Source organism: Nonomuraea antimicrobica (genome assembly GCF_039536965.1).
GTDB lineage: Bacteria > Actinomycetota > Actinomycetes > Streptosporangiales > Streptosporangiaceae > Nonomuraea > Nonomuraea antimicrobica.
In genome coordinates, this window is the sequence record NZ_BAAAZP010000163.1 from 13,671 (window position 1) to 38,235 (window position 24,565).

Annotated in this window: 17 protein-coding genes and 1 pseudogene; 12 read left to right on the forward strand and 6 right to left on the reverse strand. The window is 68.4% G+C overall.

Annotated features, from left to right (window positions below; translation table 11 throughout):
* The first annotated feature begins 104 nt into the window (after positions 1 to 104).
* The 3 genes from ABD844_RS39545 (at position 105) to ABD844_RS39555 (ending at position 5,021) form a co-directional block, all read left to right on the forward strand.
* Positions 105 to 2,978 carry an FAD-binding and (Fe-S)-binding domain-containing protein gene (locus tag ABD844_RS39545; protein WP_344890105.1) on the forward strand — a complete coding sequence of 958 codons (2,874 nt, stop codon included), beginning with the start codon at positions 105 to 107 and terminating at the stop codon, positions 2,976 to 2,978.
* A complete protein-coding gene (locus tag ABD844_RS39550; RefSeq protein ID WP_344890108.1) occupies positions 2,975 to 4,132 on the forward strand; it encodes a Glu/Leu/Phe/Val family dehydrogenase in 1,158 nt (385 codons plus the stop codon). Before ABD844_RS39545 ends, ABD844_RS39550 begins: the two co-directional genes overlap by 4 nt.
* A gap of 328 nt (positions 4,133 to 4,460) precedes the next feature.
* Positions 4,461 to 5,021 (forward strand): hypothetical protein, encoded by a 561-nt coding sequence (locus tag ABD844_RS39555; protein WP_344890111.1) that lies wholly within the window; start codon positions 4,461 to 4,463, stop codon positions 5,019 to 5,021.
* Here the strand turns inward: ABD844_RS39555 and ABD844_RS39560 are convergent.
* Positions 4,992 to 5,279 carry an AAA family ATPase gene (locus ABD844_RS39560; protein WP_344890114.1) on the reverse strand — a complete coding sequence of 96 codons (288 nt, stop codon included), beginning with the start codon at positions 5,277 to 5,279 and terminating at the stop codon, positions 4,992 to 4,994. The two genes, ABD844_RS39555 and ABD844_RS39560, sit on opposite strands and share 30 nt — an antisense overlap.
* A 250-nt stretch (positions 5,280 to 5,529) precedes the next feature.
* On the opposite strand from ABD844_RS39560, the gene ABD844_RS39565 reads away from it, so the two are divergent.
* Genes ABD844_RS39565 through ABD844_RS39600 form a run of 8 tightly spaced genes read left to right on the forward strand, consistent with a single transcriptional unit; the run spans position 5,530 to position 13,551 of the window.
* Positions 5,530 to 6,546, forward strand: coding sequence for an ornithine cyclodeaminase family protein (locus ABD844_RS39565; protein WP_344890117.1), 1,017 nt, complete (start codon positions 5,530 to 5,532; stop codon positions 6,544 to 6,546).
* Positions 6,547 to 6,568: 22 nt separating this feature from the next.
* Positions 6,569 to 8,119 carry an L-piperidine-6-carboxylate dehydrogenase gene (gene amaB / locus ABD844_RS39570; RefSeq protein ID WP_425568734.1) on the forward strand — a complete coding sequence of 517 codons (1,551 nt, stop codon included), beginning with the start codon at positions 6,569 to 6,571 and terminating at the stop codon, positions 8,117 to 8,119.
* A 20-nt stretch (positions 8,120 to 8,139) separates the two neighbouring features.
* Positions 8,140 to 9,288: a branched-chain amino acid ABC transporter substrate-binding protein gene (locus ABD844_RS39575; RefSeq protein WP_344890120.1), complete on the forward strand. Its 1,149-nt coding sequence runs from the start codon at positions 8,140 to 8,142 to the stop codon at positions 9,286 to 9,288.
* The gene (locus ABD844_RS39580; protein ID WP_344890123.1) at positions 9,285 to 10,178 is read left to right on the forward strand and encodes a branched-chain amino acid ABC transporter permease; all 894 of its coding nucleotides are present in this window, start codon (positions 9,285 to 9,287) and stop codon (positions 10,176 to 10,178) included. The genes ABD844_RS39575 and ABD844_RS39580 overlap by 4 nt, the downstream gene beginning before the upstream one ends.
* Positions 10,175 to 11,161 carry a branched-chain amino acid ABC transporter permease gene (locus ABD844_RS39585; protein ID WP_344890126.1) on the forward strand — a complete coding sequence of 329 codons (987 nt, stop codon included), beginning with the start codon at positions 10,175 to 10,177 and terminating at the stop codon, positions 11,159 to 11,161. The genes ABD844_RS39580 and ABD844_RS39585 overlap by 4 nt, the downstream gene beginning before the upstream one ends.
* Complete coding sequence (locus tag ABD844_RS39590) at positions 11,158 to 11,925, forward strand: ABC transporter ATP-binding protein (RefSeq protein ID WP_344890129.1); 768 nt, start codon at positions 11,158 to 11,160, stop codon at positions 11,923 to 11,925. The genes ABD844_RS39585 and ABD844_RS39590 overlap by 4 nt, the downstream gene beginning before the upstream one ends.
* Positions 11,918 to 12,640 (forward strand): ABC transporter ATP-binding protein, encoded by a 723-nt coding sequence (locus ABD844_RS39595; protein ID WP_344890132.1) that lies wholly within the window; start codon positions 11,918 to 11,920, stop codon positions 12,638 to 12,640. The genes ABD844_RS39590 and ABD844_RS39595 overlap by 8 nt, the downstream gene beginning before the upstream one ends.
* Positions 12,641 to 12,654: 14 nt before the next feature.
* Positions 12,655 to 13,551: a LysR substrate-binding domain-containing protein gene (locus ABD844_RS39600; RefSeq protein ID WP_344890135.1), complete on the forward strand. Its 897-nt coding sequence runs from the start codon at positions 12,655 to 12,657 to the stop codon at positions 13,549 to 13,551.
* A gap of 1,958 nt (positions 13,552 to 15,509) precedes the next feature.
* On the opposite strand, the gene ABD844_RS39605 is transcribed toward ABD844_RS39600, so the two are convergent.
* The gene (locus ABD844_RS39605) at positions 15,510 to 19,103 is read right to left on the reverse strand and encodes an nSTAND1 domain-containing NTPase (RefSeq protein ID WP_344890138.1); all 3,594 of its coding nucleotides are present in this window, start codon (positions 19,101 to 19,103) and stop codon (positions 15,510 to 15,512) included.
* Between the two features lie 33 nt (positions 19,104 to 19,136).
* A pseudogene (locus ABD844_RS53445) lies at positions 19,137 to 19,388 on the reverse strand (helix-turn-helix domain-containing protein); the annotation flags it as partial.
* 258 nt (positions 19,389 to 19,646) lie between these two features.
* On the opposite strand from ABD844_RS53445, the gene ABD844_RS39610 reads away from it, so the two are divergent.
* Positions 19,647 to 20,012, forward strand: coding sequence for a hypothetical protein (locus ABD844_RS39610; RefSeq protein ID WP_344890140.1), 366 nt, complete (start codon positions 19,647 to 19,649; stop codon positions 20,010 to 20,012).
* 754 nt (positions 20,013 to 20,766) lie between these two features.
* Here the strand turns inward: ABD844_RS39610 and ABD844_RS39615 are convergent.
* The 3 genes from ABD844_RS39615 to ABD844_RS39625 are packed head-to-tail and all read right to left on the reverse strand — an operon-like array spanning position 20,767 to position 24,565.
* Positions 20,767 to 21,528 (reverse strand): SDR family NAD(P)-dependent oxidoreductase, encoded by a 762-nt coding sequence (locus tag ABD844_RS39615; protein ID WP_344890143.1) that lies wholly within the window; start codon positions 21,526 to 21,528, stop codon positions 20,767 to 20,769.
* 2 nt (positions 21,529 to 21,530) lie between these two features.
* Positions 21,531 to 23,615, reverse strand: coding sequence for a beta-L-arabinofuranosidase domain-containing protein (locus tag ABD844_RS39620; RefSeq protein ID WP_344890146.1), 2,085 nt, complete (start codon positions 23,613 to 23,615; stop codon positions 21,531 to 21,533).
* Positions 23,616 to 23,617: 2 nt separating this feature from the next.
* Positions 23,618 to 24,565: a zinc-dependent alcohol dehydrogenase gene (locus tag ABD844_RS39625; protein WP_344890149.1), complete on the reverse strand. Its 948-nt coding sequence runs from the start codon at positions 24,563 to 24,565 to the stop codon at positions 23,618 to 23,620.

Sequence of the window (24,565 nt, forward strand, 5' to 3'; positions counted from 1 at the left end):
TCTCACCGCTAGAAGCTACCGGGCTTCTGGCTCTTGGCTTGCCGCGCCCCCTCCCCTCACGCTGGAGGGGAACTCCTCCGTATGACTACGCCCCGGGGGCCACCATGGCATCATCGGCCGGCGAGCCGATCCTGACCGCACTGCGTCGCGTCGTCCGCGGCGAGGTGACCGCCGATCGCGGCCGCCTCGCCCAGTACGCCGCGGACGCCTCCAACTATCGCCGTGTCCCGCTGGGCGTGGTCTTCCCGCTGGACCGCGAGGACGTCATCGCGGCCGTGGCGGCGTGCCGGCGCCACGGCGTGCCGCTGACCTGTCGCGGCGCCGGAACCAGCACCTCCGGCCAGGCCATCGGCTCCGGCATCGTCCTGGACTTCTCCCGGCACTGCAACCGCATCCTGGATCTCGATCCGCGGGCGCGTACCGTCCGGGTCGAGCCGGGGCTGGTCCTGGACGACCTCCAGGCCGCAGCGGCCCCGCATGGCCTGGCCTTCGGTCCGGATCCGTCCACCCACAGCCGGTGCACCATCGGCGGCATGATCGGCAACAACGCCTGCGGGTCGCACTCCCTCGCCTGGGGGCGTACCAGCGACAACGTCATCGAACTGGAAGTCCTCACCTACGGCGGGACGGTCCTCACCGTCGGGCCGATGACAACGAGCCAACTCGAGGACGCCATCGCCGAAGGCGGCGAACGCGGCCGACTCCTGGCCGGCGCACGCGACCTCGCCATGGAGAACCTGAGCACGTTGCGCACCGAGTTCGGCCGCTTTCCTCGGCAGGTTTCCGGGTACGCGCTGGAGCACCTCCTGCCCGAAGCGCGGTTCAACCTGGCCCGCGCCCTGGTCGGCTCCGAAGGCACCTGCGCCGTGGTGCTGTCCGCCAAGCTCAGCCTGGTACGCCGCCCCCGGGCGCGGGCGCTGGCCGTGCTCGGGTACCCCGACGCGCCCGCCGCCGCGGACGCGGTGCCCGCCCTGGTGGAACGGGCGCCGATGACGCTCGAAGGACTGGACCGGGCGCTGACCCGGATGGTCACCCGCCCGGCCGCGCTGGCGGCCGTCGAGCGCCTCCCCGCCGGCGATGCCTGGCTGTTCGCCGAACTGGGGGCGGACACGCCCGACGAGGCCCGGCGCGCTGCGGCCGATCTCGCCACGGCGGCCGAGCGGACCGCCGGGTTCCTGGGCGCGTACGTCGCCACCAGCCCGGACGAGCAGCGGGCCCTGTGGGGGATCCGGGAGGACGGCGCCGGGCTGGCGACCCGGCTCCCCGACGGGTCCGAGGCGTGGCCGGGCTGGGAGGACGCCGCCGTTCCAGCCGAACGTCTCGGTGCCTACCTGCGCGACTTCAACGACCTCATGGCCCGCTACGGCTTGAAGGGGGCGGTATACGGCCACTTCGGGGAGGGCTGCCTGCACGTCCGCCTCGACTTCGACTTCGAGACCCACGAAGGCACGGAGGCGTTTCGTGCCTTCCTGGCCGACGCCGCCCGCCTGGTCGCCGAGCACGGCGGCTCGCCCTCCGGGGAGCACGGCGACGGGCAGGCCCGCTCCGAATTCCTGGACCTGGTCTACAGCAGGCAGGCGGTGGAGTTGTTCGAGCGGTTCAAGCACCTCTGGGATCCCGGCGACAAGCTCAACCCCGGGGTGATCGTCCATCCTCGTCGCTCCGACCACGACCTGCGCGTCAGCCCGCGCCGCAGCACGATCCCGCTGCACACCACGTTCTCCTACCCCGACGACGACGGCGACTTCGGCCGGGCGGTGCGCCGCTGCGTCGGCGTCGGCAAGTGCCTGACCGGAGGCTCCAACGGATCGGTGATGTGTCCCAGCTACCGGGTGACCCGCGACGAACGTGACTCCACCAGGGGCCGTGCCCGGCTGCTGTACGAGATGGCGCAAGGGGAGCTGATCGACGACGGGTGGCGCTCCCGAGAGGTCCGCGACGCGCTGGACCTGTGCCTGTCGTGCAAGGGGTGCAGCTCCGACTGCCCTGTGGGGGTCGACATGGCGACGTACAAGTCGGAGTTCCTGCACCACCACTACCGAGGCCGCCTGCGCCCGCCGTCCCACTACTCCATGGGATGGCTGCCCGTGTGGTCCCGGCTCGCCGCCCTCGCCCCTCGTCTCGCCAATTCGGTCACCCGCTCGCCACTCGCGCCGCTCGTCAAGCGGCTCGGCGGGATCGCCCCGCAGCGTGGCATCCCCGCGTTCGCGAGCGAGAGCTTCCTCCACTGGTTCCGCCGCCGCGACGGCGCGCAGGAGGGCACCCCGGTGCTGCTGTGGGTCGACTCGTTCAACAACCGCTTCAGCCCGAACGTGCTGCGGGCCGCCGTCACTGTCCTGGAGGCCGCCGGCTTCCAGGTGCACGTGCCGCCCGGCACCCAGTGCTGCGGACTGACGTGGATCAGCACCGGCCAACTCGGGGTTGCCCGCAGGGTGGCCACGCGCGCCGTCGCGGCGCTGGAGACCCGGCCCGACGTGCCGATCGTCGGCCTGGAACCGAGTTGCACCGCCGCCCTCCGCGGCGACCTGCCCAGGCTGCTGGACACCTCTGCCGCCCGCCGTACTGCCGGCCGTGTCAAGAGTTTGGCCGAGATTCTGCTCGAACACGCCCCGCACTACACCCCGCCGCGGATCGACGCCCGCTCCATCAGCCAGACACACTGCCACCAGCACGCCGAAGGCGGGTTCGACGCCGACCGCGAGATACTGCGGCGAGCGGGCGTACACAACACCGTCCTGCCATCCGGCTGTTGCGGGCTCGCCGGGAACTTCGGCTTCGAGAGCGGCCACTACGACGTCTCGGTCGCCGCCGCCGAGCAGACGCTGCTTCCCGCCGTGCGCGCCGCCGCTCCGGACATGCTGATCCTCGCCGACGGTTTCAGCTGCCGCACCCAGATCTCCCAGCTCAGCGACCGCTCCGCCATACACCTCGCCGAACTCCTCGCCATCACGACCGCCCGAAGGAAACGCACATCATGACGGACACGCTCGCGCTTATCGACGAATGGGGACCGGAGAAGGTGGTGGTCGTCTCGCACCGCCGGAGTGGGATGAAGGGCGTGCTGGTCATCGACAACACCGCCCGCGGCACCGGCAAGGGCGGCACCAGGATGAGCCCGCACGTCACCGTCGGTGAGGTCGCCCGCCTCGCCAGGGTCATGACCTGGAAGTGGGCCGCCGTTGACATGTTCCACGGCGGCGCGAAGGCGGGGATCGCCGCCGATCCCGCCTCTCCGGACAAGGAGGCGATCTTGCGCGCCTTCGTACGCGCGCTGTCCAACGAGGTCCCCCGCGAGTACGTCCTCGGCCTGGACATGGGCCTGACCGAGAGGGACGCGGCGATCATCCAGGACGAGCTCGGAGACCGAGGCGCCGCCGTCGGCACACCGCAGGAGCTGGGCGGCGTCCCGTACGACGCACTTGGCATCACCGGGTACGGCGTCGCGGAGGCCGCCGACGCGGCGGCCGGGGCGAGCGGGTTCTCCTTGGCCACTGCCAGGGTGTCCATTCAGGGCTTCGGCGCCGTCGGCGCCGCCGCCGCTCGGCGTCTGGCGGAGCTCGGCGCGACCGTCGTGGCCGTCTCCACTGCCCGCGGTGCCCTGCACGACCCAGCCGGCCTGGACGTCGAGCGTATGGTCAAACTGCGCGGGACTTACGGGGATGCCCTGGTCGACGAGTACGGCTCGGTCCCCGTCTGCGCCCCGGGTACCGAACTGCTCGTGCCGTGTGACATCCTCGTGCCCGCCGCTCTGCAGGACGTCATCGATGCCGATCTCGCCACCCGCCTGCGGGCACGGCTCGTCGTCGAGGCGGCCAACCTGCCCACGTCCCCCCAGGCGCAGCGGGTCCTGGCGGAGCGAGGCGTCGGCATCGTGCCCGACTTCATCGCGAACGCCGGCGGCGTGGTGGCCGCGGGATTCGCCATGGAAGCCCGCTACTCGCCGTTCCGGCCTGACCCGGCACGGATCTTCCCGCTCGTCTCGGCCAAGCTGCGCGACAACACCGAAGCGGTTCTGGCGACGGCCCGTACCGGCGGCATGCGGCCCCACGAGGCGGCGCGCACGCTCGCCCAGGACAGGGTCCGTGCCGCCATGCGGCTCAAGGGCCGCGTTCCCCTCGCGGAGCGGGCATGACAGCGGCGCACCACGTGGCCGGGCAGGGCTCCACATCCGAAAGCGCCGCGGTCGGAAGCAGCGCATCGCGCTGCCACTGCGGCCGGATCATGAATCACTGCGTGGGCTGCGGGAACCTACGCTGCTTTGGCTGCGACCCCTACCGTTCCGATGACTGCGACCTCCTTTCCTGAGCCCGTCTACGTCGTCATCGGCGGCGAGGCGGCCCGCGGAGTCTGCGGCTCACTGCTGGCGGCCGGCCACACCGTGCGCCACCTCGTCCAGCCCACCGACAAGGACCTGCACGAGGCGCTGGGCCAGCACGTCGCCCGCCTTCCTGGCGGCCTGCGTGGCACCCGACCTGCTTGCGGTGACGCGGACGCCCTCCGGGCACGTCGCGGTCCGCTGGGACGGGAACGCCGTCCGCCAGGAGCCCTACCGGCTGCCGCGCCCGCTGCGGCGGCGAGCGCGGATGGGAAGGATCAAGGGCCAGTTGCGGCCGCACGACGGCAGCTCTCGCATCATGCTCGCGGGCCTGGCGGGGCTGCTCGCGGTGCTCTTCGCGGACTGGGCGTGGTCCGTGGCGGTGCACCGCAGGGCACCGATCGAGGCGCTGTTCGACGCGGTGCGCACCGTGTCGACCGTCGGACCGGCGTCCGCGCACGGCTCGGACGGCTACCTGCTGTTCGCCAGCGTGGCAATGATCACCACCATGGTCTTCACCGCCGGCATGGTGGACCGGCTGTCGTGCACAGGGCATGGCTCCAGCCGATCATCTCCCGCAACGTCTGCCGGCGTGGCAGCGCGGTCCGCGAGCCGGTGGTCAGCAGTCCGAACCTGTCATCCAGCCGCTCCAGCACCTGCGCCGACGAAAGCACCCTCACCGGTCCGCCGGCTCGGCGCACTCTGAGACCAAGTGCTCGCAGTTGTCCAGGAGCAGCAGCGCCTGCTTGCCGCGCAGATTCTCGACGAGCACCTGCAGCGCGGGCCGTGCGGAACGGTCCTGGATCTCCAGTGCCTCGCCCACCGCGTGCACGAGCAGTTCCGGAGCCTCCACCGCGGTCAGGTCGACCAGCCACACGCCAGCGGGGAAGGCCCGCCGGACCTCGTCGGCGAGCCGCATGGCCAGCCGGGTCTTGCCGACACCGCCCACGCCGGTGAGCGTCACCACCCGCGCGGCCGACAGCAGCCGCCTGGCCTCGTCGTGTCGGTGTAGGGCGGTGCCCGGTGCGCTGCGCCGAATTCATCTCCTACACGATACGCAAGAAGGCATCCAAAGCCCTAGCACGACTTTAGTGATCTCGCGAGCCATGCCCTGCTCGCAAAGTTTGTCACATTAGTTCTGTTCATGTGAGCCGCAAATTTTTCGGTTGAGTGGAATCGCTGCGTCTCCCAGAATCAAATGCACCGAGACCTCGATGGAACGCAGGGAGATCTACATGACCGGGACGGCGAGTAGGGCCGCCTTCGAGATCGTCAAAGGAGTTCGTGAGATTCTCACGCTCACCGAGGCCGAGGTCGAGGAGAACCTCGATCCCCAGGAGTTGCTGGACGGCCTGGAGGACGGATTTCGGGGGCTCGAACTGGGCGAGGTCCAGTCGCCCTTTCGGCCGGAGCTGACCGTTCCGGGCAAGGGTTTCTCCTTGGCCATGTCGGCCTGGCAGCCAGGTTGGCAGATGTGCGTGAAAGTGGTGAACGTCTTCGACGGAAACCTCGATCTCGGGCTGCCCAACCACCTCGCCGTGATCAACCTTTTCGACCCGGAGACCGGGGCGACGACCTGCGTCATGGACGGGACCTACATCACCGGGATTCGCACCGCGGCCTCCGCGGTGCTGTCCGCGCGGCTGCTGGCCCGGCGCGACGCGCGGGTCGCCACCATCGTCGGCGCGGGTGTCCAGGCCCGCGAGCACCTGCGGTTGCTGTCCCTGATCCGGGAATTCGACCGCATCAACGTGTGCTCGCTCCACGTCGACGAGGCGCAGCGGCTGGCCGCTCGCGACGACATCGCTCACGCCTCGGCGGACCTGGAGGCTGCCGTGCGCGAATCGGACGTGGTCTGCCTGGCCACGCACGCGGCCACGCCGGTGATCGATCCGGACTGGCTCAAGCCCGGCGCGCATGTGTCCTCCGTCGGGTACTTCCCGCCGGAGGGCGAGCTGCCCCGCGAACTGGCGCAGCGGCATCGCCTGTTCGTGGAGTCACTCGACGCCTTCGAACCGGCGCCGATCGGGTGCTCCGAACTCTCCACCACCGATCCCGGCAACGCCACGACGCTGGGTGCGGTCGTCCTCGACCCACGAGCGGGCAGGCGGGACGACCGTGAGATCACCGTGTACAAGGCCATGGGGATCGGCATGGAGGACATGGTCGCGGCCAACCTCGTCTACCGTCGCGCGCTGCGCGACGGTGCCGGCGGGGTCATGGCGTGGTAGCGAGCGGAACCGGAGTCTGGCCGTGACATCATCATCCCCGACGTCCCTCCACTCGCGCTCCAGCGAGGACCTGCGCCATCTGGCCCGGGCATGCCTGCAGCGGTGCGGCGTCGCCATCGAAACCTTCGCTCGCAGCACTGTCACGGCCCGCACGCCGGTGACGGGGGACGAGCTGTTCGACATCCCGGCCGCGGACGCAGCGGCCGTCGGAGCCGCCGTTCAGGCCGCCCACGAAGCCTTCCTGCGGTGGCGGACCGTGCCCGCCCCAGAGCGGGGACGGCTGGTCAAGCGGTTCGGCGAGTTGGTCGAGCGGCACAGGCACGACCTAGCCGAGCTGATCATGATCGAGGTCGGCAAGATCCGCTCCGAGGCGCTCGGCGAAGTCCAGGAGATGATCGACGTTTGCGACTTCGCCGTCGGCCTCTCGCGTCGCTTGGAGGGGCGCACCATGCCCTCCGAGCGACCGGGACACCGGCTCATGGAGACCTGGCATCCGTTGGGCGTCGTCGCGGTCATCTCCGCGTTCAACTTTCCGGCCGCCGTCTGGGCGTGGAACGCCGCGATCGCGCTCGTCTGCGGTGACACGGTCGTGTGGAAGCCGTCACCGATGACGAGCCTGACCGCGCTCGCCTGCTCGGCCCTGCTGGAGCGTGCCGCCGCCGAGTGCGATATGCCCGCCGAGATCAACCGGCTGGTCATCTGTGACGTGCCGGCGGCCGGAATCCTGCTCGACAGCCCGCTGGTCCCCCTGGTGAGCGCGACCGGATCCGAGCGCATGGGCGCCGAGATCGCCCCGCGCATCGCCCGGCGCTTCGGACGCTCGATACTCGAACTCGGCGGCAACAACGCCGCGGTGGTGGCGCCGTCGGCCGATCTGGACCTCGCCGTCCGGGGTATCGCGTTCGCGGCGGCCGGGACCGCGGGCCAGCGCTGTACCACCATGCGACGGGTGATCGCCCATGAGTCGGTGGTGGACGAGCTCGTCGAGCGACTCGACGCGGCTTACGCGAAGCTGGTGGTCGGCGATCCGTTCGACCAGGCCACGCTGGTGGGGCCGCTCATCGACGGCACCGCGTTCGGCGCGATGCGCCGAGCGGTGGACCGCGCCGACCGGGACGGCGGCACCGTCGTCACGGGCGGCACCAGGGTTGACCGGGAAGGGGCTCCGCAGGCGTACTACGCCCGGCCGGCCATCGTCCGCATGCCCGGCCAGAGCGACATCGTGCGCCAGGAGACCTTCGCCCCCCTCCTGTACGTCATGACGTACGACTCCTTCGAGGAGGCCATAGGGCTGCACAACGCGGTACCCCAGGGCCTGTCGTCGTCGATCTTCACTCGGGACCAGCGCGAGGCCGAGAGCTTCCTCGCCGCCGACGGCTCCGACTGCGGCATCGTCAACGTGAACATCGGCACCTCCGGCGCGGAGATCGGCGGCGCGTTCGGCGGTGAGAAGAGCACGGGAGGCGGCAGGGAGTCCGGCTCCGATGCCTGGCGCGGCTACATGCGCCGTGCGACCAACACCATCAACTACTCCTCCGCACTGCCACTGGCACAAGGCGTCGAATTCGCCTAACAGAAGAAAGGAGGAATCGCATGCGTGCCATTCCTCTGAAGTCCATCACGACGGTCGTCGCCCTCGGCCTCCTGGCCTCCGGTTGCGGTCAGGGCCTGCTCGGCCAGGAATCCGGGGGCGAGCAGCACGGCCCCATCGTCCTGGGCATGCTCGTTCCGCAGTCGGGCAGCGAAGCCTCGATCGGGCCGTACATGAGCAACGCGGCCCGACTGGCGGTTGACGAGATCAACGCCAAGGGCGGCGTGCTGGGCCGCAAGCTGGAGCTCAAGACCGCCGACGACGCCTGCGACGCCCAGTCGGCCACGGCCGCCGCCAGCAAGCTCGTCACCGAGGGTGTGCACGTGTCAGTGGGCGGCTACTGCTCAGGGGCGACGCTGCCCACGCTGCCCATCTTCGGCAGGGCGAACATTCCAATGATCATTCCGGCGGCGAACTCGCAGGAACTGGTCGACCAGAAGCTCGAGCACGTCTTCATGATCAACGGCACCGGCTCGCAGCAGGCCGAGGCCGCGCAGAAGTGGATCGCCAAGCGAGGCGGTCAGCGTGTCGCGCTGATGCACGACAACACCAGCTACTCCAAGGACATCGCGCTGCGCACTCAGTCGAGTCTCGGCGCGGCGGCGGTCACCGTCGAGGCGGTGACGCCGAAGGAGAGCGACTACAGCGCCAACATCACGAACGTGCTGGCCAAGAAGCCCGACTTCGTCTACTGGACCGGCTACTTCCAGGAGGGCGGCTTGATCGTCCGCCAGCTGCGGCAGGCCGGCTACAAGGGTTCGATCATGGTCGGTGACGGATCGGTGTCGCCGAAGCTGGTCGAGATCGCCGGCGGCGAGGCGGCCGAGGGCGTTTACGCCACCATGACCCAGACGCCCGACACCCTGGAGGGTGCGAAGGACTGGATCGAGGCGTACAAGAAGAAGTTCAACGCCGAGCCCGGACCGTACTCCAATCAGGCCTACGACGCGGTCCGGCTGGCGGCCGAGGCGGTGGGCAGGGCGGGCGGCACCGACGGCGCGAAAGTGATCGCCGCGCTGGAGGCGATCGACGGGTTCCCCATGTTCTCCGGGCCGCTGAAGTTCACGCCGGAGCACACGCTGGCCGGCGGCGGATTCCAGATCCTCGTGGTGAAGGACGGCGCCTTCACCCTGCAGGATTCGCTGTCATGACGCAGCTCGTCTGGAACGGTCTGTTCGTCGGCTCGTTCTACGCCCTGGTGGCGTTGGGCTACAGCATGGTGTACGGGATCATCAAGCTGCTCAACTTCGCCCACGGCGACCTGTACATGCTGGGCGCGTTCACCGGTTTCGCGGTCCTCGGCGCGGTCGGGGGCGTACCCGCCTCGGGGGGGCTGGTGGCGCTGCTGGCCGTGCTGCTGGTGACCATGGTCGCCTCCGGCCTGGCCGGGGTGGCGCTGGAACGCATCGCCTACCGGCCGCTGCGCCGGGCGCCCCGGCTGTCCCTGCTGATCACCGCGGTCGGCGCGTCCTTCGCGTTGGAGTATGGGATGCGCGCGGTGGCCGGAGCCGAGCCGCAGGTGTACCCGGTGCGGCTGGGCGGCACGGCGATCGAGGTGTTCGGCGCCCGGCTCACCCTGCAGCAGCTGGTGCTGGTGGGGGCGGCCGTAGCGCTGATGGCCGGGCTGAACCTGCTGGTCACCCGCACCCGCGAGGGCCGGGCCATGCGGGCCATCGCGCTGGATCCGCGGACCAGCTCGCTGATGGGCATCGACGTGGACGCGGTGATCTCCCGCACCTTCTTCCTCGGCTCGGCGCTGGCCGGAGCGGCGGGCGTGATGGCCGGTGCCTACTACGGGAAGATCGACTTTCTGATGGGGTTTCTGATCGGGTTGAAGGCATTCACCGCCGCGGTGATCGGCGGAATCGGCAACATCCCCGGCACCATGCTGGGCGGTCTGCTGCTGGGCCTGCTGGAGTCGTTCGGCACCTTCTGGCTCGGAGGCGAGTGGCGGGACGTGTTCACGTTCGGGGTGCTGATCCTTTTTCTGACGGTGCGGCCGACCGGGCTGCTCGGTGAACGCGTCACGGAGCGAGTATGACGACGGCCGACCAGAGCAAAACCGGGACCGAGCCGCGCCTCCTGGGGGCGGGCAAGACCCCCAGCCGTGCCTCGAAGCTGCTGGGCAACAATCGGGTCGGGCTGGCCGGCCTGCTGATCGCGCTGGCGGCGCCGTTCGTGAACGCCAGCCCGTACGGGCTGGCCTTGATGACCAGCGCGGCGATCTTCGTGATGCTGGCGGCCGGGCTGAACATCGTGGTCGGCTCCTGCGGGCTGCTGGATCTGGGTTATGTCGCCTTCTTCGCCGTCGGCGCCTACACCAGCGGCGTGCTGGCCACCCGACTCGATCTGCCGCTGGTGGCCAGCGTGCCGGTGGTGTTGGTGGTCACCGTGATCGCCGGCATCGTCGTCGGCGCCCCGACACTGCGGCTGCGCAGCGACTACCTGGCCATCGTGACGCTGGGCTTCGGCGAGATCATCCGCATTTCTGCCAACAACCTCGATATCACCGGCGGCCCGTCCGGCATCTACGGTATCCCGCCGCTGACCACCAGCCCGGTGGTCTTCTACTACCTGACTGTGGCCGTGGTCGCCCTGGCCGTGCTCGGCGCGGCCCGGCTCAGCCGCTCCCGCCTGGGGCGCGCCTGGCGGTTCGTCCGCGAGGACGAGGACGCCGCCGAGGCCATGGGCGTGCACACCTACCGCGTCAAGCTGGCCGCCTACATCGTCGGCGCAGTCTGGGGCGGCCTTGCCGGCGTACTGTTCGCCTCCCAGATGTCGGCCATCTCCCCCAGCAGCTTCACCTTCCTGCAATCAGCGCTGGTGCTCATGGCCGTGGTCCTGGGCGGCATGGGCTCGATCCCAGGCGTCGTCGTCGGTGCCATCGTGATCAGCCTGCTCCCGGAGATCCTGCGCGACCTGGCCGACTACCGCTTCTTCCTGTTCGGCGTCCTGCTCATCGTCTTCATGCTGGCACGCCCCCAGGGCTTGTGGCCGGCCCGATCCAAGGAGACGCTCAAATGACCCTGCTGCGCATCGAGGATCTCCGCCTGTCCTTCGGCGGGCTGCTGGCCATCGACGGGCTGTGCTTCTCCGTCGGCCAGGCCGAGATCGTCTCGGTCATCGGCCCCAACGGAGCCGGCAAGACCTCTGCCTTCAACTGCGTCACCGGCTTCTACCGGCCTGCCAGCGGCCAGATCACGTTGCGCGGCAAGAGCCTGAGCGGTCTTCGCCCCTCGGCCATCGCCAGCCTGGGCATCGCGCGCACCTTCCAGAACCTGCGGCTGTTCGGCGAACTGTCGGTGCTGGACAACGTGCGCGCCGGCACCCACCTGTGGCTGCGGCAGAACATCTTCGACGCCCTGCTGCACACCCCCCGCTACCGCCGCTCCGAGCGCGAATGCACCCAAGCCGCCCACCACTGGCTCGACTTCGTCGGCCTGCGCGGTGACCGCTACGGCGCCGCCCGCAACCTGCCCTACGGCGAGCAGCGGCGCGCCGAGATCGCCCGAGCGCTGGCCCGCCGCCCCGACCTGCTCCTGCTGGACGAGCCCGCCGCCGGGCTCAACCACGGAGAGAAGGCCGAGATGCTCGACCTCATCCGCCGCATCCAGGCCCTGGGCGTCGCCATCATGCTCATCGAACACGACATGGGCCTGGTCATGGAGGTCTCTGAGCGCGTCGTCGTGCTCAACTTCGGCCGCGAGATCGCCGACGGCCGCCCCGAGGACATCCGGCGCGACCCAGCTGTCATCGAGGCCTACCTGGGGAGCGACGCCCATGCTTGACATCCACGGCCTCGACGTCCACTACGACGGCGTGCACGCCCTGCGGGGCCTGTCCGTGACCGTCGAGCAGGGCGAGATCGTTGCCCTGCTCGGCAACAACGGAGCGGGCAAGACCACCACCCTGTCCGCGATCTCCGGACTCGTGCGTCCCAGCGACGGCACCGTCGTCTTCGACGGCCAAGAGATCACCCGTGACAAACCCCACACCATCACCGCACGCGGGCTGGTGCACGTCCCCGAAGGCCGCCGCGTCTTCTCCACTCTCACCATCCACGAGAACCTGCAACTCGGCGGCTACCTGGTGCGCGACCAGGCCGAGATCCGCAAACGCATCGCCCACGTCTACGAGTTGCTGCCCCGTCTCGCCGAACGCCGCAACCAGCAAGGAGGCACCCTCTCAGGCGGCGAACAGCAGATGCTCGCCATCGGCCGCGCCCTCGTCACCGGCCCTCGACTACTCCTTCTCGACGAGCCCTCCATGGGACTGGCTCCACTCGCGGTCACCTCCGTCATGCGGCTCATCGCACAGATCAACGCTGGCGGCACTTCCGTCCTCCTCGTCGAGCAGAACGCCACCGCCGCCCTCGAGATCGCGCATCGCGGGTATGTCATCGAGAACGGCGTCCGCATTCTCGAGGGCCACTCCGGCGAATTGCGCGCAGACCCCAGAGTTGCCGACGCCTACCTGGGCGGCATGACACATGAGCCCAACTAACGTAGCGTTAGCCCATGGAGCTGGATTCAGGGACACTGACAAAGCTTCGAGCCTTCGAGGCGGTCGGGCGTCATCTTAGTTTCGCTAAGGCAGCTCAGGAGCTTTACGTAACCCCGGCCGCGCTCAGCCACCATGTGCGTCATCTGGAGGAGGAGCTCGGAGTTCCGCTCATCACGCGCCTGCACCGGCGCATCGAGCTCTCCCCCAGCGGGATGAAGCTCCTCCCCGAGTGCTCGCAGGCGCTCCAGATCCTCAGCCGCGCGGTTCGAGAGGTCAAACGGACCGACCAGCAGGAGACTCTCACGGTCAGCGTCGCCCCGTACTTCTCGGCGAGGTGGCTGACCCCACGGCTGGGCCGATTCTGGGCACATCACCCGGACATCGACCTGCGGCTGCACCACGCCTACCAGCCGGCCGACTTCTTCACCGACAACCTGGACGCGGGGATCAACTGGTGTCCGGGCGACTGGCCCAACGCCGAGAGCACGCTGGTGCTGCACGGCCGGCTCACGATCGTGTGCAGCCGCGCCTTCCTCAAGCAGTTGCCTCCCGACCCCTCCCCCCACGATCTGCTCGGCCACAGGCTCATGTTCGAGTTCAGCATCGAGCATCTGATCCGCTGGTTCGAAGCCTCCGGCGTAAAGCTTCCCGAACCGCCCAAAGCCGACCAGGTAGACGACTCCCACACGCTGCGCAGGCTCGCCCTGGACGGCCACGGCGCCGCCCTGTTCTTCTCTGGTCTGATTCAGGAGGACCTCCGGACCGGCCAACTCGTCCGCCCGTTCGACGTCGAGATCGATCCGGGCAGCGCGTACTACCTGACCAGGCCGAAGGACCGGCCGGTCGGGCGACGACTGAAGCTCTTCACCACATGGCTGATGAGCGAGATCGCCACGAGCCCCTACGTGTGATCGCGGCCGCGATCGCTGCTCTACAGTGTGGCAACCATGGAGGCACCTCACGTTCTTCCCCTTCGCCTGGCGCTCGCCTAGCACGCTGTAGGCAGGAGCGCGAACGCGTACGGGACTTCCGCCGTCTGCTCGCGCTGGACTGGATTCCCCATGCTCGGCCCGAGTGGGCCGTTCGCTGCCCGCAATCCCGCAGAGACTCTGGAACGGTAGGCCCGGCGGGTCCTTCACTTGCTTACCTGACGCCTACCCGGGCAGCTATGAATCGAGCCTTGCGGTGATGGCCGGCCAATGCCCACGAGAAGTCCAAACCCCAGCCCCGGTAGTCAGCCCACGCGCGCTGATCGTCACAGATCCGGGCGGTGTCCTCCACGAGTACTCACATGCCGCTTGACCTGCACGGATGGAATTTTCGGCAGGCGCAGTGCCGCAGGTGACGTTCGTTCCAGAGCAGACATCGATCCAGAGGCTCACGGCGGCACCACCGCACCCGGGGTCTGCGCCACAAACGGGCCGAGAGGATCACCGCGAGAAGCAGCGGATCCTTTATCTGCTGGTCACGGACGACCTGGCGGGCAAGGCGAGTGGACTTGGGCGAGGCTTGACCGCGCATCAGGCAACCCCTGGCCAGCGATGCCGCCCAGGCCTTCTGGCTTGATCTTCGGATGGTCATCTCCGGGGTCTGAACTGACGGCGGCCGTCTAAACGATCTACCGCGATACACAGTCCGTACACAAGAGCAATCGCCGAGCAACCGATCATGATCAACAACGAGCCCAGAGGTCGGCGAGGACCGAGAAAGCCCAGGTCGGGCGCGGTGTTGGAGAGTAGGGCGGGTGGGACTTGAACCCACGACCCACGGATTATGAGTGGGTTCGATCAATGTCACCCAGTGCCGCGGAGTGCTGTTTCCTGTCGCCTTAGCATCGATTCTTCCCACCGTCATGCCGGGAAGTGGCGATAGCTGCCGTGCCGTGTCGCGGGCACAGGAGCAACCACCGAGCAACCATGCGTGCTTGACCATCGCCACTATGTGCTATTTGTCCCCTACCTTGGCACGGCTTTACAGGGCCAGGATGTCGCGACAAAGGCCCCAGCCCCAGCGCAGACCGAATGCGTACGAGCAGCCACCGAGCAGTCATCGGCCGGCGATGTACGTCCCGAGCGATCCCCACCGGTGACCATTTCACGCCTCGGCAGCCCCTGGCGGGTGTGCCCTTCGAGGGCCTCTTGCCGGGGACTGCCACACCGATACCGGGTCGAGAGTGTTGAGCCTTTCTGAAGGTCACGCTCGAACGACCTGGCGATTTACGCAAACCCCGGTATTGTCGATGAGGGGTTTCCGGCAGGCACCGGATTGTTCGATTGTCCGGAGACCTTGAGGCATCGCTTGCGGACAAACACCAAGGTCGGTCAGGGTGAGCTCGGATAGGCCACCACAAAGTTTGGGTGGTTGATATCTCAGCCCATTCCACAGGACGGACACGTCGATCGACAGGAGAAATCGTTGAAACGTAAGCTCGCACTGACATTGGCGGCCGCCGCCGGCATGATTCTCATGTCCACGCCCTCCGCATTCGCTGAGAACAACCAATCCTCCGAGCCTCCGTCAGTAAAGGCGTCTTATGACTGCTACGGATTCCACGAGGTCAACGGCGGCCACGGATGGGAGGGTGGATGCTCGGTCGGTTCCGGAGAAATCCGTACGGTCACGTACTGCACTGATGGATCCAATCGCCTTGGCGGATGGATCTACGCGCGACCGAATCCCTGGTTCGTGCACGGCGACTGCGGCTCGGGCGCCTTCGTGAGGTGGCCTATTCACATCGAGACGAGAGGCTGACGTAACCAGAATGTGCGCACGGGCATAAGCGCACGATGATCTGCCGCACGAGGAGAGGACTGGTTCCGCCAAACGGATCAGCCTCCCTCGTGCGGCCTCCGTAAGAGGATTGCCGCCGTCAGTGAACGCCGGCAGCGCCGCAGGGCAGCCGGACGGCTACGCCGGGAAAATGTTGGCGCCACTGCTCTCGGCTGAGCGGGGGACTAGCTGTCTGGCACACCCGTCGAGCGACCTCTTGCGGATCGACCGCCCACACCAACGCGCTGCCGTCCTGGCTGCCGCTGATCAGAGTGCGGCCGTGGGGCATGAAGGAGAGGGTGTCCACCGCGTTGCGATGCCCGGTCAACGTCGCGTAGTGCTTCGGCGCCGACGGTTCGCGGAGATCCCACAGTCGCACGGTGTGATCGGCTCCGGCAGAGGCCAAGAGTTGCCCGTCCATACTGAATGCGACGGCGTAGACAGTGTTCACGTGTCCGGTCAAGGTTGCCATGCGCCTGGGTCGTACTGGATTGCTGATGTCCCACACCCACACGGTGCGGTCCGCGGAGGCTGTGGCCAACCGGCGCCCATCGAGGCTGAGAGCGACCGACTTGACGGCATCGGCGTGCCCTCCAAGGACCGCAATGAGGTGAGGCCGGCGGGGATCGGCGACATTCCAGAGCCGGGCGGTTCGATCGGCGGAAGCGGTGACGGTCAGACCCCGGTGGACAAGAGCCGCGTTGATGGCATCGGTGTGGCCGGTCAATGTAGACAGAGGGGTGGGACGGTGGATGTCGCTCGCGTCCCACAGACGAGCCACCCGATCGGTGCCGGCTGTGACAAGGAGGTCGCGTCCTCCGTCATGTTCGAACGAAGCAGCGTTGACCGCGTCGTTGTGCCGACGCAGGATCGCGCCAGGCCTGGGATGGAGCGGATCGGTGACGTCCCAAAGGCGTACCGTGCGATCGGCAGAGGCTGATGCGAGGATGGTGCCGCTGTGGTTGAAGGCCACACTGTTGACGGCATCGCTGTGCCCGGCCAGGGCCGCGATGGCGCGGTATCCGCTGGAGCGCGCCAGAGACCACAGTCGTATGGTGCGGTCATAGCTGGCCGTGGCGGCCACGCGACCATCCGGCTGCAGTGCGATCCCGTAGACGGAGTCCGAGTGCCCGCGCAGCCCGAAACCGGACAGATCCCACAGCCGTGCGGTGCTGTCGTCGCTGGAGGTGGCGACGAACCGGCCATCCGGGCTGAAGTCAACGGAAACGACCGCGTTGGTATGGCCTGTCATGACGGTGGATTCCCCGAGACGTCTCCCGTTGTCAATCGGCCACAACCGCAGGCTGCCATCCGCCCCCGCGGTGGCCAGCCGTGCTCCGTCGGGGCTGAACCGCATGGCCCGGATGGTGTCGGTGTGGCCTCGCTGAAGCGCGGCGCGGCGCGGGCGACGCGGATCGGTGACATCCCACAATCGCACCACGCGGTCCTGACCGCCGGTCGCCAGCAGATTCCCAGAGGGTGCGAAGGCCGCCGTGACCGGACCACCCGCTCGCGGCAAAACGGCGAGCGCGCGAGGCCGCGAGCGATAGCCGACGTCCCAGAGGCGCACCGTCCCTGTCCAGTCGGCCGTCACGAGATTCTGGCCGCGGGGGTCAAACACGACGGAGACGACCGTGTCACGGTGACCCCGCAGCGTCGCAATCGGCTTGGGGCGACCGATCCGGGACGGATCCCACAAGCGGATGGTGCGGTCGGTGCTGCCGGTCGCCAGAAGCCGGCCATCGGCAGAGAAGGCCGCCGTGTTGACGTCGCTGCCATGCCCTGTGAGCGTTGCCATGGAGCGAGGCGCCGTTGGTCGCGTGATGTCCCACAGCACGACCTGGTCATCCCAGCCTGTCGTGGCCAGCGTGCGACCGTTGGGTGAGAAGGCGACCGAAGCCACATTGCCGGTATGTCCCCGCAGGGTGCTCACCATACGCGGACGATGGGGGTCTGCCGTATCCCACAGCTTGGCGGTCCCGTCCCGGGACGCCGTCGCTGCCAGCGCACCACCAGGACCGAACGCGATCGTATTGACGTGATCGTGATGGTCCGTCAGTCGCACGGCGTACGGCTGCGCGAACGTACTTAGGAGACCGCTGCGGGCCTCGACTGTGGGCGCCAGGTGATACGCCGCCAGGCTCATCTGGGCGGAAAGTGCCGGGTCGGTCTCCCGCAGGGCGACCGCCTGGGCCGCGACGTTCTGCGATAGGGCCAGGTCACGCTGACGGATCACTTCTTGCTGACCGCGCACGGCGAGCACCGCGCCGATCGTCGCCAGCACGGCAAGAGCGGTCACGACCCCGACCAGGGATCGGGCCATCCATCGGCGTCGCCGATGGGCCGCCACACCTGCGGCGAGGAAGGCCATCTCCCGTTCGTTGAGGTCTTCCGGATGGCTCCGCGCCCAGGCGCGGGCCGCAGCCAACTGCCCACCGCGGTAGAGCGCGCTGCGGTCGTGGCCCGATTCGCGCCAGATTTCGACGGCCTGTGTGATACGACGGTGTGCGCGCAGACTTGCCCGATCATCAATCAACCAGCGGCGCAGCCGAGGCCAGGCGAGGATGACCGCCTCGTGCGCGATGTCGACCGTCTGCTCGTCGAGCACTACCAGGCGGGCACTGGCCAATTCTTCCAGGAGCCGGTCAATGTCACCTGTCGGCGCCAGGCCGCGCAGCTCGCTACGCCCAATGCGGCGCCGAGTGTCGTCCGTGCCTTCGCCCAGAGCGGTCAGCCGTAGAAACACCCCGCGCAGAATGCGCTGCTCGGTAGACGTGCTGTGCGCATACACCCGTTCGGCACTCTGGGCCACGGCTCCGCGCACACCTCCGATGGCGTGGTAGTCGGTCAGACGCAGTTCGTCACCGATATGCCGTAGCCACGTCTGACGCAAGGCGTGGGCCAGCAACGCCAGGCCGCCGGGCTGTTCGGCCGTATCCTGCTGCAGGGCGCCGATCAGCTCCGGTTCGACCGTGAGCCCGGCGACCTCGGGCGGACCGACGATTACGGAGCGCAGCTCGTCGTCGTCCAAGGCACCGAGGGGAATCTGGACCCCCTCACGCAACGCGGCGGCCAGGTGCGGATGCCGGGAGCAGTGACTGTAGAAGTCCGCACGGACCACGATGAGCAGCCGGACTCGGTCATCGCCCATCCTCGCGGCATCGGCGAGCAGGGTTAGGAAGGCGCCACGTACCGCCGGTGGGGCATCCATGGTGAAGACCTCTTCGAACTGGTCGATCACCAACAGCGCGCGGGTCTGCGGCGGCTGGCGAACTACCCACCTGGACAGGGCCAGGTGCAGTGCCTCCTGATCAGCCGCGAACTCATCTCTGAACGCGTCAGCGTCGGCGCCCGTCAGCGCGGCGACTGCGGCCACGAGTTCGTCCAGTGGACAGGCGCCGGGTGTGATGACCACGTGGTGCCACGCAGCGTCGAGGCGAGGCAGCAATCCCGCGTGGACGAGGGAGGACTTGCCGGTGCCAGAGGCGCCGAACAACGCGATCAGGCCGCTCGCTCCGATCCCCGTCACCAGACGCGTCAATTGCTTCACGGACTCGTCGCGGCCGAAGAAGTACGCGGCATCCTCCGTCCCGAAGGGGGTCAACCCAGGGTAGGGGCATTTGTTCGGATCCGGATGTGCCAAGGGAGCCTCTGGGTTCGCGGCTGACGTGTCCGGCTGGACGAGCTCCGCCACCGCACGCCACCGCGTTGTCCACTCTTCTCTGTCGCCTCCACACGCCCTGGCCAGTGCAACGGCGACTTCAAGGGTCGGCAGCCGGTTCCCCTTTGCCGCCTCGGCCAGGGTGCTCGGCGCGTAGTGGGCTCGTCTGGCCAAGACTCGGTAGCTGGGTGAACCCGCCTCCGCACGTAACTGCCGTAATTCCCAGGCGAATTGCGCCACTGGCCCCGAACCCGGGTCCAAAGGGCCTTCCGGTCTCCCTGCCCTGCGTTCGCGTGCGCTCCTTGCTCTCCCCGTCACGCCAAGCCTCGCCTCCCCCGCCCCAAGCAGAGTCCGGTCGAATCTCGTCTATCAGGATGCCGAACCATCGAATGTGCGCCGTCCGCCCTTCGGCGATCCTATGTCGCTGGTGTCAGCTTGCAGGAGGACTGCACGAATTGATCGATTGTCCGGAGTTCGCTTCCGAGCTTCAGGACAAACCCTGGCGCGCCCAGGCTGGAGGGGCTGCCTGCCGAGACAGAGGAGAAGACCACCACTATGCGAACGAGTGTCTCTAGAGTGCTTCTTGCCCTGGCCGCCGCACTCACCGTGCTGGGCGTGACGCTTGGAGGGCCGACTGCTGCCGCCCAGCCCTTGTCACCTGATATCTCACAGGTCTGTACCCCGGAGGCTTCGGTCTGCTATGGAATCCGGGGCGACGCCACGCAGGGCTACCGGTTCTGGTTCACCATTCAGCCACCACCGGTGGACAGAAGATTCACCTTCACGGTCAACGGCGTGCGGACTGACGGGAGCCTCCGCCTCATCTCGCAGCCAACCAGGTTGGGGGGTGAGTTCACTCCGGCCGTCGCCCTCATCGTCGGCGACAGGGTCTGCATGTACATCGGCACGGCCCAGGAGGGCTATTGCGGCACCGTCATCTGACGAATGCCGCAAATCCGCCACCGGACCATGGGGCGGGGCCTGGCTCCTCGCCCCCTGCACGATTTCCAGCGCCTCCTCACCAACTGGTCTGCCGGCCCTGCCCGGCGCGGACCGCATGCACCTCGGCAACTTCCCCGCCGTGTGGCCCGGCTGGGCCTCACCTCCGGGTCGGGTAGGACCGCCACATTGCTGCGGCGGTCCCCCTGAGAACCGTGCGTGCGATTCGTCACCGCACACGGCTCAGGCAAGCCGCGAGGGCAAGCCGGCGGATTGAAGCGAACTGAGGCTCTGGCCGTCGGGTCGAGTTCGGTCCGGCCGGCGGTGAGCGTGTATGAGACGGACTTGATGATCCAGCGTGTCGCCTTCGGCGGTTGCGATCGCGTGTTTCGTGATCGCTTTGCGGGTGGCGGCCAGCCATCGTTCCCATTCGATGGGGATGTCGGCTGGTGATCGGCGTGGAGAAGGTAGTCCCCGCAGAGTGGGCAGCGGCCCTGCTGGGCTTGAAGCAGCCGGAGCGTGGACCGCCCCATCGGGGACTGACTGGACACACCTGCTGTTTTTTCGCCGCAGACCCCCGCCAACGAGATCGATGGCGAGGGCCTCGGCTGTCGCGTCGCCTCATTCGCGCTAGTTCAGAGAAGATGGTGCCGGCGTTGACGAATCCGGTGTCGTAGGCGATGCCTTGGGCTCGTCGCCGTCGAGGCGCATCCCCGTCGTCGCCGACGTGCGCCGTGACCGCTGTGTCGTACGTGATTCAGTCGGGGATGACGACGTTGCCGTTGAGGGTCATCCCGCCGTCGACGACGAGTTCGTGACCGGTGACGTACGCGGCCTCGTCGGAGGCGAGGAAGACGGCGGCCGCGACGATGTCCTCGGGCACGCCGACCCGGCCGACGGGGATGCGCCTCTCGTAGGCACGCCGTACCGGCGGGGTGTACGCGGCGGCGCTCAGTGGTGTCTCGATGGCGCCGGGGGCGATCGCGTTGACGGTTATGCCCTCGCCTGCGACCTCGACCGCGAGGGATTTGGTGAGGGCCACCACCCCGCCCTTGGCGGTGACGTAGGCGGTCATCGTGCTGGCGGGCTGGATGTCGGTGATGGAGGAGATGTTGATGATGCGTCCGCCGCCCTGCCGCCGCATGCGTGCCACCGCGGCTCGGCAGCCGTGGTAGTAGCCGTGCAGGTTGGATTCGAGGAGCGCGCGCCAGTCGTGCACCGGCACGTCGAGGAAGGGGCCCATGATCAATCGGGCGGCGTTGTTCACCCAGATGTCGATCCCGCCCCACGCCTCCTCGACTCGGGCGGCGAACTCCTCCACCTGGCCGGGATCGGCGACGTCACCCGACAGGAACAGCGCGCGGCGGCCCGCGGCTTCGACGTCGGCCGCGCCCTCGGGCGCCGTCAGGGAGAGACCGGCGACGTCGGCGCCCGCCCGCGCCAGGCCCGCGGCGATGGCCCGGCCAATGCCGCTGGAGGCGCCGGTGACGACGGCGCGTTTGCCACTCAGGTCGAACATGCTCAGGAGACTCCTCGGATGTGCTTGACATTGACCTGGACGCCGCGGGAGGTGTCGGGTGCTTCGCCGGCCACGACGACCTTGAGCTCGTGGCGGCCTGGTGGGAGCCCGTTTGCGCGCCAGAGAAACGCCGGCAGTTCGGACCCGGCGAGCTGGGTGACCCGTTCGACGAAGCTCCCGTCGATGAACACGTCGGCGAAACCGGCGATCGGCGACCGGTAGCCGGCCCACAGCACGCCGGTGCCCTCGAATTCTGCCCGGAAGTACGCGCCGGGCGCTTCGGACGCCGCGTACGTGCGCCGCCGGGTCAGCGTGAACACCTGAGCGTCGACCTGCTCCCAGGGCCCGTCATATTCAAGATCTTGGTACGGCACGCGACCCCGCTCGTCATCGAAATGCATCGCGTAGGGAACGTCCGGCTCGACCGCGAAATAGGGCACCAACCCGACAGCGCGGCCATCCGCCGTGGTACCGGTGAACGAGAGCCCCGTCGTACGACTGAGCGAGCTCGCGACCGCGGCCACGTCCCCCAGTCCCAGCCTCGGTGAGTCCCCCGGTCGAGGCTCGACCAGCACGACCGGGCCGTAGCGCAGCGCCACCGGCCCCGCGTCGTAATCAGGCTCGACGGGCAGCACGTCAAGACACATCGGGAGGGTGAGCATGACCAGGTCACCGTCGTGCCACACACGATCGAGTACGGCCCAGCCGTCCCGAAACAGCGGCTGAACGGGATTGCCGTTGACGGTCAGGACGGCGGGTCCGGCCAGCCAGCCGGGAATCCGGAAGGCGAGGGCACCGCCGGCAGGCTTGTCGAGCGCGACGTCGAACTCCACGTTCTCGCCAGCCGGGAACGCGGTGCGCTGAGTCAACCGCAGCTCCGCGTCGCCCATCCGGCACGTCACCCGCGACGGCAGGTAGAGGCAGACGTACAATCCGTCCGGACTGGTGTAATAGATCTGGTTGACGTACTCCGCCATGTTGATCGGGTTGGTGGCCGAGCAACACGACCATTCCAGCCCCCAGGTCTTGCGCGCGCCGTCGAGACCGTAGTCGGCGAAGTACTGGTTCGCCCGGCCGTCGGCACGGGTCGGCGGAGCGGCGCCGATGCCGTTGTAGATGTTGAGCTCCATCCAGTCGCCGTACCTGGCTTCACCGGTCAGCTCGATGAGGTGTCGGACCAGGCGCATCATGGCCCATGACGGGCAGGAGACCTCGGCGTGCCCGCACTCCGAGTGCACGACCTCGGCGAGTTGCCCCGGTTTGACGAAGGATTCGAGCGGCCCGAACATTCCGGTCGCGTACGTCTGGGTGCCGCGCACGAAGTCGTACCCAGCCACGACGACGTCGAGGAATTTGCGCTCCCCCGTCACCTCGTACCGCGCCGCCGCGCTGTTGAGCGTGTTGAGGTGGCTGTGCGCCTGGTAGAACCGGTGCACCTGGTCCGCGCGGCTCATCAGGTTGTCGGCGTCGAGCAGCGCGTCGTAGAACTCGTCGTAGAAGTACACGTCGGCGAGTTCCCGATACAGCGGATCCCCCGTGACGGTGTACGCGCGCAAAAGATATTCGGGCAGCGTGTACCACTCAAGCGGGCCCATTCCGTTCCACGCGTAGCGGCGGCTGCGGTCGCCGTAGCGCCACATCCACTCGCTGATCCGCCGAAGGATCGGCAGGGCGTCGCCGTGGCCGACGTACTCGTGCAGGTCGAGCAGGCCACAGACGAGTTTGTCGTAGCTGTACTCCTTCGCCCCGGCCCAGGTGGCGTTGAAGAAGTAGCCGTTCTCGTCGATCGTCTCGGCCCAGCCGTCGAGGAGTTCCCGCGCCTTGGTCGCGAAGCGTTCGTCGCCGGTGGCGGCGTAGATTCGGGCGTACAAGGTGAAGAACTGGCCGAGATTGTTGAACAATCCCTCGCCGTACCAGCCGCGCAGGGGGGTTCCCGGCGCGGGGAAGTCGCGCCGGATCCGGAACGGGTAGAGCAGGGCATCGTTGGAGAGCGCGGCGAAGGTGTCGCGCACCTCGTCGAGTTGCGCCCGGTGCGGACTGTCGGCCAGTTCGACGCCACGGAAGTTCAGGGAGTTGAGTACTCTCACCGTCAGGCCCAGTTCAGGATGATCTTGCCCGACTCCTTGGAGACGAACTGCCGGTAGGCGTCCGCGATCCGGTCGGCGTCGAACTCGTGCGTTGTCATCAGGCCGACCGGCAAGCCGTCCTCATAGGCCTGGAACATCGCCGGGTAGTCGTCGTCGGTGTAGTACCAGGTGCCGGTGTAGGTGACCTCCCGGCTGAGCACGGTCGCCCCCGGGTTGATCTGGACCGCGGTGCACCACCCCGACTGCAGCACGGTGCCGGCCGCGTCGACCAGGTCGAAAGCCTGCTGGATGCAGGCGGGGATGCCGGTGCACTCGATGACCGTGCCGGGCGGGGTCCCGATGTCCTCACCTGGCGCGACGACCATGGTCGCGCCGAGCGCGCGCGCCAGCTCGCGGCGGTGCTCCGACGGCTCGATCGCGATCACCTCGGCCCCGGCGCGGGCGCGCACCAGGACGTGGGCCAAGCCGACCGGCCCCAACCCGAGTACCACGACGCGTTCGCCCGGCCGGTGCGGCACCTTGCGCAGCGCGCGGATCGGCACGCCCAGGCCATCCCCGGTGAGCAGCACGGCCTCACCGGCCGAAATGCCGGCGGGCAGCTTGCGCAGGGCCCGGGCCGGGACGACGACGTAGTCGGCGTGCATGCTCTCGTGCACCCTGACGTCGGCGCAGAAGATTTGTTCGCCGCGCCGGCAGAACCGGCAGTCGCCACAACCGGTGACCGCGGAGATCCCGACCCGCTCGCCGATCGCGAACCCGCAGCCGTCCGGCGCGGACTCGACGATGCCGGCGGCCTCGTGGCCCGGGTTCGCCCCGTCGGCCGCGTGCAGTTCGCTGCCGCAGATCCCGCTGGCCTCGATACGGACGAGCGCCTGGCCGGGGCCGGGTTCGGGCGTCGGGACGGTCACCAGTTCGACCGCGTCAGGACTGTGGAATACCAGTGTTCGCAT